A 12,468-nucleotide genomic window follows, 5' to 3' on the forward strand; every position below is an offset into this window, starting at 1 on the left:
CTACCGCTCTTTTCCGCGTTTCATTAATGCGCTGAGGTACTGTCCATATGCGCTTTTGCCTAGTTTGTCTGCTGACGCCCGCAGTTGTGCATCATCGATGTACCCCAGGCGCCAAGCAACTTCCTCCGGGCAGCTGATCTTCAGGCCTTGCCGCTGTTCGACGGCACGGACGAAGTCGCCAGCAGCGGCGAGATCATCTACCGTTCCGGTGTCTAACCAGGCGGTTCCGCGCGGCAGTACCTCCACGTGCAGGCGTCCTTCGGCCAAATAGCGACGGTTGATGTCGGTGATTTCCAGTTCCCCGCGCTCACTGGGCTCCAGTGACTTAGCGATCTGCACTACGTCGTTGGAGTAGAAGTACAGTCCCGGTACCGCGTAGTTGGACTTCGGCTCGGCGGGCTTTTCCTCCAAGCTCAGCGCCGTGCCCTCACGGTCAAACTCCACCACGCCATAAGCTTCTGGCTCGGCCACCCAGTAGGCAAAGATCGCTCCGCCTTCGGGGTTGTGGAAGCGCCGCAGCTGGGTTCCCAGGCCGGTGCCGTAAAAGATGTTGTCGCCCAGAACCAGAGCCACGGAGTCATCCCCGATGAAGTCTTCGCCAACGATAAAGGCCTCAGCCAGACCATTCGGCTGATCCTGAACCGCATAGCTGATTTGTACTCCGAACTGCGAGCCATCGCCGAGGAGGCTGCGGAACTGCTGCGCATCCGCACCCGTGGTGATCACCAGAATGTCGCGGATCCCTGCCAGCATCAGGGTGGTCAGTGGGTAGTAGATCATCGGCTTGTCGTACACGGGCACTAGCTGTTTGGAGACGCCCTGTGTAATCGGCCAAAGCCTCGAACCGGTTCCTCCGGCCAGGATGATGCCCTTCATTAGTTGGTATCTCCCTGCTCGGGAGCCCACTCATCAGCCGACTGCAGCGCCTCGGCCCAATCCGCGCGCAGTTGTGCTTCCCATGCCCGTACCTCCCGGTAGTTCGGCAAACGATCGCGTACCTCACTGAGGCTCGGCGCCGCATGGTCTTTCTCCGAGAGCACGGCTTCTTCCTTTGTGACGCCCCACGCCACAGCCAGTTCCGTATCAAACGGGTCGATGCCGTATTCCCGCTCTGGGTTATACGCTTCGGTGACCAGGTAGTTCACCGTCGTGCGGTCTGCATGTGCACGGAAACCATGCCCTACGCCCAAGGGCACGTAGACGCTGACATTATTCTCCGCCGACAGCTCCACGGTGATGTGCTGGCCAAATGTCGGCGACCCCACCCGCACATCCACGAGTACGTCAGTAATAGCGCCCGATAGGCAGCTGACAAACTTCGCCTGTCCCGGAGGAACGTCTGCCAAGTGGATGCCACGCACCACGTCTCGCGACGAGCGCGAGAGATTCCCCTGTGCCACCTCGAAGGGGTAACCGAGCTTCTCACCAAAAGCCTCCGCTTTGAAGCTCTCGTGGAAACTGCCCCGGCTATCGCCATGTACGCGAGGCACATACGCCCAGGTTCCGGGGATCGGTAAATCCACGATGCTGCCGGGTTCAGCGGCGGCTAGTAGCTCATCGGTGCGCGAGGTCGTATCACTCATAGCTTCTACTTTAGCGGCGCTACGCGGGATCTATCTCTTGCTCGTTATCCCGGTACTTTCTTTCGGACGCCGCCCTGGATTCAACCCACCACTTCTCATTGCGGCGATACCACTCCACTGTCTTGGCGAGCCCGGAAGCGAAATCCGTAAAGTGCGGCTGCCACCCCAGCTCGGCGATACTGCTGGGGTCGATGGCATAGCGCCGGTCATGGCCTGGGCGATCCGTAACATGCACAAAATCATCCGCCGGACGGTCGAAGATCTCCAGTAGATCGCGTACCACCTGTAGGTTGGATCGCTCCCCCTCCGCGCCGATCAGGTAGGTCTGCCCCACTTTTCCGGAGTCGAGGATCGCCCACACCGCGTCGTTGTGATCATCCACGTGAATCCAGTCGCGCACGTTCTCACCTGTTCCGTACAACCGGGGCTTGTGCCCTTCGATTAGGCCGGTGATCTGGCGAGGGATGAATTTTTCGGGGTGTTGGCGTGGACCGTAGTTGTTTGAACAATTCGAAATCGTCGCTTGCAGTCCCCGCGAGCGGACGAACGCGCGTACGAAGTGATCCGCCGCAGCTTTCGAAGCCGAGTAAGGCGAGGACGGATTGTACGGGGTATCCACCGTGAAACGATTCGGGTCATCCAAAGCAAGGTCGCCGAAAACCTCATCGGTAGAAATATGGTGCAGGCGCACACCAAAATCAGCGGCAGCCTGAGCAACATTCAAGGTGCCCTCCACATTTGTGCGGGCGAAAATCGCCGGTGTGGCCAACGAATTATCGTTATGACTTTCCGCCGCGAAGTGCACAATCGCTACCCTCTCAGAGGAAGGCTGCCCGCTGGTGCCGCTCGCCGCGATCACTCGCTCCAAGGCGGCCCGGAATGCCGGGGCGTCTGCCACGTCCCCTTCGATGAACTCCACCCGCCCCGGATAGGCATCCTCCAGCGGGATGCCCTCGTCCGTCCGTAAATTCAGCGGATTAGCGGCATACGTGAGGGCGTCAAAAATAAAAACCTTGACGTCCGGCCTGGTTTCCAGCGTGCGGTGGACGAAATTAGCTCCGATGAAACCCGCCCCGCCGGTGACGAGGACAGTAGAGAAAGTGCTCACGCTGTTCCTTTGGTGACTAGTTCAGGCCGGCGTAGGAGTGCAGGCCGGAGACCACCATGTTGATGAAGAAGAGGTTGAATACCATCGTGGCGAAGGCGAAGACGTTGATCCACGCCGACTTCGGGCCACGCCAGCCCGGGGTGGCGCGGGCGTGCAGGTAAGCGGCGTAGAGAATCCAAGTGATGAAGGATACGGTCTCCTTCGGATCCCAGTTCCAAAAGCGTCCCCATGCAGCATCCGCCCAGATGGCGCCGAAGATGACGCCCAGGCCGAAAATCGGCAGCGCCCACACGGCGGTGCGATAAGCCAGCGCGTCCAGCTTGCTAGCCTCTGGCAGCGGAGCGGCGAACGTCCGCAGCCAACCCTTTTCCTCGCCCTTCGGCTGTGCACGGCGTACCAGATACATCAGCGAAGCCATGCCGGAGATCAAGCCGATGCCGGCGCCAATAGAGACCACGGATACGTGGATGACGAACCAGTAAGACTGCAGCGCCGGTACCACCGGAGCGGTCTCTGCGTATAGCTTGGTGCCTGCGTAGAACAGCAGACCCACGACCGGGGTCAGAATCCATGGCCACATCACACGCATGGCCTTACGGCGCACCATAGACGCAGCGATGACCATGGCAAACAACGTGACCACGCCGACGTATTCGAAGAGGTTGCCCCACGGGAAGCGGTTCGTAGCCATGCCACGCAGAACCACGAACACGGCATGCATCGCCACGGCCAGCCAGACCAGAGCCTGAGTAATACCACCCAGTTTGTCCGCGCGATTCAGAGACTTGGTTACCTGCTCAGAGCGCAGGCGCTCGGGCAGTTGTGCTTCGAAAACCGCATAGTCAGGCTCCTCGGCCCTACTTTCGTCAGCAACCGAATCCACCCCAGCGCCAACGCCCGCACCGACGGCGACCTTCGCAGTGGAGTTGACCTTCGCAGATTCCGTGGCACGTAGCTTCTCCAGCTCAACGGCGCGCTGGTGGCGACGGTCATTGGCCATACGCACAATGCCGTAGAACACAAGCGACACGGCAAGGGCCAGCAGATACAAAGCCTCCGCGGTGCGGAAGGCTAAGTCGGAGAAATCGGATAGCTGTGGATCGATCTGCATCGAAAATCCTTCTAAAGAAAAGTCTTAAATCGCTACAAAGTGACAGCTTAGCCCCTGTTCACGCGCTTCCACAATCACCTATCTGGGTGAGAAGACAGGTGATCGTCCACGTGATCTTCCCAATCGGCAGTGTCCACGTCGTAATCCTCGTCGAGGGCTTCTTCTTCCAACCCCAGTACGCGCTCGGCGCGACGGTTGAATTCCTTACCCCAACCGGCGGAATCTGTACGGGAAAGCCCGGCGATCTGGATACGCGTGCCGGTACCCTCAGGGGTCACGCGTACCCAGAAACGACGACGCTTCACAGCCAGGGAGCCGACCAAAGAAACCAGCATGAGCAGGGCGAACACCAGAACCCACGTGGTAGTTGGGTCCTTGGAGATCTGCAGGTTCACAAACTCCTTTGCCCCATCGAAGGTGATCTTCGTGCCGTCGTCCAAGGTGACGGACTCACCCTTCATCAGGTTCACTCGGTCCAGCATCTGCATCTGACCGGAATGCAACGCCTCACGATCCAGCGAGAAGATGTTCTGGCTACGGCCACCGTCCAGGCCAGTATCACCGCGGTAGACGTCGATGGCCACTGCCGGATCTCGCATCGCCGGGAAGTTGGAGGAAAGGATCTTACCCTTTGGACCGGTCCACTCTGCCGACGGTGCAAATAGTCCTTGCAGCGAAATCTGGTGCTTGCGCCGTTCCTGTAGGTCGGGGTACATACCTGCCGGTGGGTCCCAGCGCACCGCGCCGGAGGACAAGAAGTAGGTCATGTCGTCCGGGCGGAACTGTACGGTCTCTGTGCGCTTTTCTCCGTTCGGCCACGTAATGGTGAACGTTGGAGCATAACCGTGCCCCTGCAGGTACACGCGGTTGCCCTGGAAACGCAGTGGGTGGTTCACCTTGAGCGTTTCGTGCTGCCACTGATCCGTGGACTTAAAGGCGGTCTCCTTGTCGGCAAAGTCAATGTTGGACTCAAAGCCCACTGCCTGGCCGTTTGGAAGATAGTCACCCTTGAAGTCCTTGACGTGAACACAGAAGGGGGTCAGCCCTGTGCCGTCAAAGAGGGGACCATTGCGGAAAGAATCGTAGTTAGACACCGCAGAGTTGCAGAACTGCGACTGTTCACCCTCGGTGCCGGACACCACGACGACTTGTCCCTCGTAGTAGACCATCTTGCCCGCCGCCACGGCGATGAGAATGCCAACCAGCGACAAGTGGAACACCAGGTTCGCAGCCTCACGCAGATATCCCTTTTCCGCCGAGATGGACCATGCCCCGGCGCGGTCGTTATCTTTATCGACCTCGTTGAGGTTCCAGCCCTTGAATTCCTTCCGCAGAGATTTCTGTACCTCTTCCACCGGTTCATCGACGGTGCCGGAGTAGTGATACGGCATGCGGTCCAAGCGTTTCGGCGCCGGTGGTGGGGAGGAACGCAGTGCTTTGTAGTGGTCGATACTGCGCGGCAGGATGCAGCCAACCAGGGAAACGAACAGCAGGACGTAGATCGCCACAAACCACGAGGAGCTAAAAACATCGAAAAGCTGCAACTTGTCGAAAACCTGGGCGGTCTTGCCGTTGGCGTCAATATATTCGGCAACCTTGCCCTCGTTGAGCGACCGCTGTGGCAGCAGCGCGCCCGGGATCGCGGCCAGCGCCAGTAGGAAAAGCAGCACCAGGGCCGTCTTCATCTTCGTGAGCCACTGCCAGCCCTTCTTCGGCAAGCTCAGGATCTTCTTCAGCATGGTTGCTCTTTCGTACTTTCGCTCTCTCGTTCTTTATTGACGCCCACTGCCCGGCCGCGACCGTTTCCCTCAGGCCGACAGCATGGGTTCGGCTCTAGATCGGCAGGGTCTTGTCAGAGATAAATACCTCTCGGATGTATTCCACAAATGTCGCCCACTGCCCCGTGACCAGCAACAGCCCCACGATGATCAGCATCGCGCCGCCAATCATCTGGATGGTGTGGGAGTGCTTGCGCAGCCAGCTAATTCCCGACAGCGCCTTGGAGGATCCCAATGCCACGACAATGAATGGTAGCCCGAGGCCCAGACAATAAGCGACGATCAGGATCACGCCCCGGGCGGCGGTCATGCCCTGGGTGCCAGCGGAAACCGAAACGATGGAAGCGAGGGTGGGGCCTAGGCAGGGGGTCCAGCCCAGGGCGAACACTCCGCCCAGCAGGGGCGCGCCGGCGATGGTGGTCCAGCGCTTGGGGCTCAGGCGCGTATCGCGCTGCAACGGGGAGATGAATCCCAAGAACACCACGCCCATGGCGATCGTCACTCCACCACCGATTCGCATCAGCAGGTCCTGGTTAAGCCTCAGCGCGCTGATCACACCGAAGACGGTGGCCGTGGCCAGCACAAACACGACGGTAAAGCCCAGCACAAACAACAGTGCAGCAGTGGCCACCCGGCCCCGCTTGGCCTTAACCACCGTGCCTTCTTCGGTGAATTCAGTTTCCGCGCCAACGACTCCCGCTAGGTAGGAGATATAGCCCGGCACGAGCGGGATGACGCACGGCGAGGCGAAGGAAACTAGGCCCGCAGCCGCAGAGACCAGCAGTGCAAGCAACAACGGACCGGCGGCTGCCGTATCCGCGAAGGTCTCTCCGATCGACTCCGCGAGGATCATTTATTTGTCCTCATTCAACAGCGGTTCGACCTGCTCCCACAGTTCCTTATCCGTGATTTCCTTCAAGAAGATATGTGCCGGGCGATGCTTCTTGTCCAACACAATGGTGGTGGGGATGACGGAGGCCGGCACGCCGCCTAGTGCCAGAGCAGTCTTAAACGGCGGATCGTAAATCGACGGGTAGGTAATCCCGTTATCTTTCACGAAATCTTGTGGCTTCTCCTTAACACTGTCTCGCACGTTAATGCCCAGGACGGTACCGCCTCCGTGCTTCTCCAGCTTCTCCTGCACTCGTTGCAGGTCATCGGATTCACTACGGCAGGGGCCGCACCACTGACCCCAGGCATTGAGCACCACGACTTGTCCCTCGAAGTCACTGAGGTTGATGTCCTTGTCACCATTCAGGTTTGTGCCGGTGAAGTCGGCGACCTCTTTGCGCTCCTCGGGCTTGTAGTGGATGCTTGTCTGTCCGCCGGGAGACACGAATTCAAACTTGCCGCCACTAGCCACGGCATTAGTGCCTGCGGTGTTGTCTTCGCCGCACGCAGAAAGTGCCGCGCCGCTGGCAAGGAGGCAGACCGCAAGCGCTGCGGTGGTGGTTTTACGCACGGTTAAATCTCCTGTGCTGGCTCGGAGTAAAAGATATCCGTCAGGTGTCCGCCGTCGTACACCAGCGAGGTCACAGATGCCAGCTCGCACTGTCGATCCGCTGGGTTGTGTGCCAAAGGCAGCCCCTGGACGTCGCGTTGGATCATCACGATGGGCAACTGGTGACTCACCAATACGGCTTCATGCCCTCGCGCCTTTTCACGCGCGGTGTCAATGGCCTGCCACATGCGTTCGGCGATCTCCTGGTAAGGCTCACCCCAACTGGGAATGGTGGGGTTCTTCAGCATCGGCCAACGCTTCGGATTCCAGAGAGCACTGCGCACACCCTTGATGTGCAGACCCTGGAGTTCGTTACCTGCCTCAATGATCCGCTCATCCGTCGTTATTTCCAGCCCGAGCTTCTCTGCAAAGGGGCGGGCGGTTTCTTGCGCCCGCTCGAGTGGGGACGCGGCCAGGTAAACCACATCGTGATCAGCGAGGTCAGCGGCGGTGGCGTGTGCCATGTTCCGCCCGCGCTCGGAGAGGTGATAACCGGGCAGACGGCCATAGAGAATGCGATCCGGATTGTGCACTTCTCCGTGCCGTACAAGGTGAACGATCGTTGCCATGGTCACCTAGCTTAGCGTGCCGACCACCTCAACCCAAGTAAGGCGATCCCTGCTTTAAGGGGTTCTTACTGGGGTTTTAGCTTTGTGGTATCAGGCTTCAGCGGGTCGGGTGGCTGCCGCAGCAGCCGCGGCGGCCGGAGTGGCAGCTGCCGCGATCTTCTCAAAGTCCGCATCGCTGAGCGCCGTAGAGACGAACCAGGTCTCAAACACGCTCGGCGGAGCAAATACCCCAGCGTCCAAGAAGGTGTGGAAGAACGCCGGGTAGCGGAAGGTATCTGCTGCCTTCATATCGGCGAAGTTCGTGCCCTCCCCCTCGGCAAAGCGCACGCTCAGCATGCTTCCTGCCCGCTGGATGTTGTGGGCGACGGAGGCCTTGGTCAAAGCATCGGACAGGATGCCTGCCAAAGTATCGGCATTCGCATCGAGCTTCTGGTACGCGGCGGCGTCGGCGAGCTTCAAAGAGGCCAGACCCGACGCAACGGCGACGGGATTGCCCGACAACGTGCCTGCCTGATACACCGGGCCGACCGGCGCGAGGTGGTCCATGATCTCCGCCTTACCGCCAAATGCGGCGGCAGGTAGGCCTCCGGAAACAACCTTGCCGAAGGTTGTGAGATCGCCGGCCACACCGTCCTTGCCAAACCAGCCGGACTCGGTGACGCGGAAGCCAGTCATGACCTCATCGACGATAAGCAGAGCGCCATTGGCGTGGGCGATACGCTGCAGCTCTGCATTGAAGCCCTGCGGGTTTACCGTGCCCATGTTGCCCGGCGCGCCTTCGACAATGATCGCGGCAATTTCGCCCTCGTGGGAGGCAAAAGCATTCTCGACGGCCTGCACGTCGCTGTAGGGAACCACGACAGTGTCGCCGGCGGCGGCCTTAGTGATGCCCGGGGAATCTGGCAGGCCAAAGGTAGCGACGCCTGAACCAGCCGCAACCAGTAGTGAATCCACGTGGCCGTGGTAGCAGCCCTCAAACTTCAGGATCTTATCGCGTCGCGTATAGCCTCGCGCCAGACGAATAGCGGACATGGTGGCCTCAGTACCCGAGTTGACCAAGCGCACCTTTTCTACCGAGGTGCGGCGGACGATCTCCTCCACCAGATCCACCTCCACCGTGGTCGGGGCGCCGAAGGACAGGCCATGGCCTGCGGCCTCCCGGACTGCTTCGACGATCTGCGGGTGAGCGTGACCGTGAATCATCGGCCCCCAGGAGCAGAACAAATCCACATAAGAGTTACCGTCGATATCGTTCAGCGTGGATCCCTGCGCGGAGGTGATAAACGGTGGGGTGCCGCCTACCGAACCGAAGGCGCGAACTGGCGAGTTCACGCCGCCCGGGATCAGGGCACGCGCCCGATCCATGGCCTCGGCACTGGCCTGATGGTTGGAGTTGTCAGAGTGCTGCGCATCGACGTTGACAGACACGAAAGGAATCCTTTCCGCCACTTCGGGAAAAGTGGTTAGCTTGCAATCCCCACCAGCCTAGCGCGGCTAGGCCTGTGCCTGGTCAATCTCCTCGTCCAATGCCTCAGCACGGGCTAGAGAAATAGCCTCGGCGCGTTGCTTCTCCTGCTTGCGCAGTTCGCGGATCTCCCTACGACGGGCTACCCATCCCTGCCACGAGTGCGTCTGGCGCAATGTGCCCCGCGCGTAATTGCGGTGCAGGATACGCGCGCTGCGACTTTCGATCAGCGTAGAGCTGAGCAGCATAAACAAAGTTGCCAACAGTGGGTTAAGCACACCGGCAACGGCTAGCATCGCGCCGACGACGTTATAGGTCCAGGACAACCACACATTCCAGTCAGTGGTATTGCGCACGTGGCGAACCAAATTCACCAGCTCCGGCAGAGCCGATACGTCCTCGCGCTGCATCACCACGTCCGCCACCTCAGAAGCAGTCGGGTCAATACGGTTCGAAGAGGCCATGAGGATGCCCACGTCCGCCACTCGTAGGGCACCCAGCACATCACTGTCACCCACCATTGCCACGCGCACACCCGCGGCGTGCACACCGCGCACCGTCGCCTCCTTGCGGTTCGGCGCAATACCTGCCAGCACCGTGGAGATGCCAATAGAGTTAGCTGTGCGGCGAGCCACCGGGTAGATGTCGCGGGAGAGCATATAGGTCTCCAACTGCATGTCTTCCAGCCGATCAATGGCAGCCGGGGCATCGTCCTTAAAGCTATCCGCCAGGCTAATTACCCCGCGGTCCTTGCCCTTCCAGCTCACGATGACGGGGGAACCGCCGCTCAGCACGGCAGTCGCCAGGTGTGGATCGCGCACCTCACCGAGGTCATGCGGACGCCACAGACGCGCCTTCACATTGCGCATCTCCCCTTCCACTGGCAGCTCTACCATGCCCTCGAACGTGCCGTCCTTGGTGATCTTCACTTCACCGACATCCAACCAGTGCGGGATCCCCTCCCCACCTGTACCCGCGTCGCGTGCTTCTCGATCGGCACGCACCAGCGCGCGAGAAACGGCGTGGTTCGATTCCAGGGAAAGCGCTCCCGCCACGCGCAGGATCAAATCCGGGTTCTCTCCCTTGGAAGGGGTTACGCCGATGACGTGCATCGGTCCTTCAGTGAGAGTGCCGACTCGGTTGAAGATAATGGCGTCAACCTCAGCGAGCTTGTGAATCGTACCCGTATCGCGCAGCAACGCGCCGGAAGTGGCAGCACGCCAAAGTCCCAAGCGCAGCGCCAGCGGAGCGGACAGAGCCAATGCGACCGGAGCCACGACGGCCAACAACGAAAGCACCGTTGCCATTGCTGCGTCGACGGACTTGGTGATCGCCAACCAGGCAATGAAGTCTACAATGGCCAGGCCGAACGCCCACGGCACCAGCAGGCTGGCGGTGCGGTTTGTCAGCTGGGACAAGCGGGTTTCGTCCAAAGCTGAACCGCGCACCCACCGGTGCATCGCGGCCAGGCGGGTAGAAGAACCCGTCGCATGCACGCGCATCTTCAATGCGGCGCCGTGGTTTCGGGCGCCGGCGTAAATCCGATCGCCAACAGAGACCTCAAAGGTACGGTGCAAACCACCGACCGGCCCCATGTCCACAAGGGACTTACCGCTAATGATCTCGCCGTCACTTGGCACCATCATGCCGGTGGGGATGATGATGTCATCCCCCGTGCGGATCTCCGCAATCGGGATGTTCTTCTTTTCAGTTTTCGACTTGCGTGTCTTGCGCACCACCGTGACTTCCTTGGCCGCGGGCACCGTGAGCACGGACAAGATCGACTTGGAGCGCAGCGCCGTTCGGCGGGATAGCAACCTGCCGAACAGCAGCAGGATCGTTCCGCCACAGGCCACGTCAAAGAACACTGCACCTTCGAGGTGCTGGGCAGACCACACGCCTGCGAACAGCACCTGGTGGCTCTGCCAGCCCACATTGCCAGCCGAGGAGAAGATCAACATGCACGCCGAGTACACATAGGCCAATAAGATCGCCACGGAACTGGCACCGTCGAGTGCCGATTGTCCGCGCCTAAGCCCACCGAGAAAAGCCCTGTGGAAAGGCCACGCGCACCATGTGACCACCGGGGTGGCTAGTGCGAGGCAGATCCACTGCCAGTAATCGAACTGCCAGGCGGAAACCAGCTGCATTACCACCACCGGTAACCCAAGCAGCACAGCGACGATCAGCCGCATGCGGGTAATGAGCTGCCGGGCAGTGTGTAATCCTTCCGTCGGGTCGAAGGGGTTATTGCGCCGGAACCGCTCGAATTCCACCTTGCCCGCATCGCGTCGTTTGCGGCTTTCTGCTGCCGCCCACGCGCGTCGGTGGGCACTGGCGTGGCGCCGCATACGTCGACGGGTTTCCTCAATCTCCAGCCTGGCGGCGCGACGGCGGAGCGAGGAATCGGTCAGCCAGCTATCAAGGTTGTGTTTTTCCAGCACCTCTTGGATCTGCGTCAGGCTCACCTGATCTTCTGCGGAGATCCACACCATTCCCGTGGAGTACACCACGGCGGCCTGCACACCCGAGATGTTGTTGAGTTCGGTTTCTACGGTGGTGGCATCCACCGCGCTTTCCAGCCCCTCCACTCGATAGGCGAAGCTGGTCAACCCCCAGTGCTCCCGGGTCGCGCGTTCGACTTCTTCCGGCGACTGGGGAGAGCGATCCATATAGAAGCCAGCCTTCGCCGCAGCCTCGCGTGCCTGCAGGATGGCTTCGTCGACGTCGTCGACCTCCACGGAAGATTGGCTCGCGACTCGGCTACTGGTCGGTACGATCTGAGAATCGTTTTCTGACATTTCTCCTAGCCCCGCAGTGTGTCTCCCGGAAGGGTGCCATCGCCCTCGACGGGAGCTTCGGTCGACGGTTTCCCGGCGTCAAAATAGGGATTGGCAGCGGGCCTGTAGGCCAAAAGCAACGCTACGGCCAACAGCAACGCTAAAACAGCCTGCCCCGGTCCGGTGAACTGGAAAACCCACCCTGCCAGCATAAAGAAGATACCGATCGCACCAGCCCACAGCACCAGGCGTCGCTTGCTGCGATTACCATCGCGTATGCCGCGGGAGAAGAACGCCAACACGGTGCCGACCACGATGCTGATTGCACCGAGAATGCGCACATTGTTGCGGACAAAGTCCATACGCTCTGCTTCCTCGGGATTCAGCGGTTCGCGATCCCACGAGGCTGTCAACGACAGGACCCCAAAGAAAATCATCAGTATCCCCAGGATCAGCAGCATCGCAAACGAGACAATAACAATGCGCGGTGTGGGGTCGCCCGGCTTCCAATAGTGGACCTTGCGGTTTTGGTCGTCACCGCTCGGCACCATCGAAGGGAACATTGCAGGCATG

General features: G+C 60.2%; 11 protein-coding genes. All 11 read right to left on the reverse strand.

Annotated features, from left to right (window positions below; genetic code table 11):
• The 11 genes from rfbA to AC06DS_RS01975 all read right to left on the reverse strand — a co-directional run bounded on the left by rfbA (position 1) and on the right by AC06DS_RS01975 (position 12,467).
• Entirely contained in the window at positions 1–876 is an 876-nt protein-coding gene (gene rfbA, locus AC06DS_RS01925; RefSeq protein ID WP_293792191.1) for a glucose-1-phosphate thymidylyltransferase RfbA, read from the reverse strand.
• Complete coding sequence (gene rfbC, locus AC06DS_RS01930) at positions 876–1,583, reverse strand: dTDP-4-dehydrorhamnose 3,5-epimerase (RefSeq protein WP_477100847.1); 708 nt, start codon at positions 1,581–1,583, stop codon at positions 876–878. Before rfbC ends, rfbA begins: the two co-directional genes overlap by 1 nt.
• A 19-nt stretch (positions 1,584–1,602) precedes the next feature.
• On the reverse strand, positions 1,603–2,691 hold the full coding sequence (gene rfbB / locus AC06DS_RS01935) for a dTDP-glucose 4,6-dehydratase (RefSeq protein ID WP_477100848.1): 1,089 nt from the start codon (positions 2,689–2,691) through the stop codon (positions 1,603–1,605).
• Positions 2,692–2,707: 16 nt separating this feature from the next.
• Positions 2,708–3,802, reverse strand: coding sequence for a c-type cytochrome biogenesis protein CcsB (ccsB, locus tag AC06DS_RS01940; RefSeq protein ID WP_476728003.1), 1,095 nt, complete (start codon positions 3,800–3,802; stop codon positions 2,708–2,710).
• 74 nt (positions 3,803–3,876) lie between these two features.
• Entirely contained in the window at positions 3,877–5,541 is a 1,665-nt protein-coding gene (locus AC06DS_RS01945; RefSeq protein ID WP_477100849.1) for a cytochrome c biogenesis protein ResB, read from the reverse strand.
• 94 nt (positions 5,542–5,635) lie between these two features.
• Positions 5,636–6,433, reverse strand: a complete 798-nt coding sequence (locus AC06DS_RS01950; protein WP_477100850.1) for a cytochrome c biogenesis CcdA family protein — start codon at positions 6,431–6,433, stop codon at positions 5,636–5,638.
• Entirely contained in the window at positions 6,434–7,042 is a 609-nt protein-coding gene (locus AC06DS_RS01955) for a TlpA disulfide reductase family protein (RefSeq protein ID WP_293792203.1), read from the reverse strand.
• 2 nt (positions 7,043–7,044) lie between these two features.
• Positions 7,045–7,650, reverse strand: coding sequence for a histidine phosphatase family protein (locus AC06DS_RS01960; RefSeq protein WP_477100851.1), 606 nt, complete (start codon positions 7,648–7,650; stop codon positions 7,045–7,047).
• A gap of 90 nt (positions 7,651–7,740) precedes the next feature.
• On the reverse strand, positions 7,741–9,015 hold the full coding sequence (hemL, locus tag AC06DS_RS01965; protein ID WP_477101214.1) for a glutamate-1-semialdehyde 2,1-aminomutase: 1,275 nt from the start codon (positions 9,013–9,015) through the stop codon (positions 7,741–7,743).
• A gap of 129 nt (positions 9,016–9,144) precedes the next feature.
• Positions 9,145–11,916 (reverse strand): heavy metal translocating P-type ATPase, encoded by a 2,772-nt coding sequence (locus AC06DS_RS01970; RefSeq protein WP_477100852.1) that lies wholly within the window; start codon positions 11,914–11,916, stop codon positions 9,145–9,147.
• Between the two features lie 5 nt (positions 11,917–11,921).
• Positions 11,922–12,467, reverse strand: coding sequence for a hypothetical protein (locus AC06DS_RS01975; protein WP_477100853.1), 546 nt, complete (start codon positions 12,465–12,467; stop codon positions 11,922–11,924).
• Between the last annotated feature and the right edge of the window lies 1 nt (position 12,468).

Source organism: Corynebacterium sp. TUM25015, assembly GCF_056393505.1.

What these genes read in the sequence shown, in the direction of transcription:
- rfbA (WP_293792191.1), bottom strand. Translation starts at nt 876, where the DNA reads ATGAAGGGCATCATCCTGGCCGGAGGAACCGGTTCGAGGCTTTGGCCG.
- ccsB (WP_476728003.1), bottom strand. Translation starts at nt 3,802, where the DNA reads ATGCAGATCGATCCACAGCTATCCGATTTCTCCGACTTAGCCTTCCGC.
- AC06DS_RS01970 (WP_477100852.1), bottom strand. Translation starts at nt 11,916, where the DNA reads ATGTCAGAAAACGATTCTCAGATCGTACCGACCAGTAGCCGAGTCGCG.
- AC06DS_RS01975 (WP_477100853.1), bottom strand. Translation starts at nt 12,467, where the DNA reads ATGCCTGCAATGTTCCCTTCGATGGTGCCGAGCGGTGACGACCAAAAC.
- AC06DS_RS01945 (WP_477100849.1), bottom strand. Translation starts at nt 5,541, where the DNA reads ATGCTGAAGAAGATCCTGAGCTTGCCGAAGAAGGGCTGGCAGTGGCTC.
- rfbC (WP_477100847.1), bottom strand. Translation starts at nt 1,583, where the DNA reads ATGAGTGATACGACCTCGCGCACCGATGAGCTACTAGCCGCCGCTGAA.
- AC06DS_RS01960 (WP_477100851.1), bottom strand. Translation starts at nt 7,650, where the DNA reads ATGGCAACGATCGTTCACCTTGTACGGCACGGAGAAGTGCACAATCCG.
- AC06DS_RS01950 (WP_477100850.1), bottom strand. Translation starts at nt 6,433, where the DNA reads ATGATCCTCGCGGAGTCGATCGGAGAGACCTTCGCGGATACGGCAGCC.
- hemL (WP_477101214.1), bottom strand. Translation starts at nt 9,015, where the DNA reads ATGGATCGGGCGCGTGCCCTGATCCCGGGCGGCGTGAACTCGCCAGTT.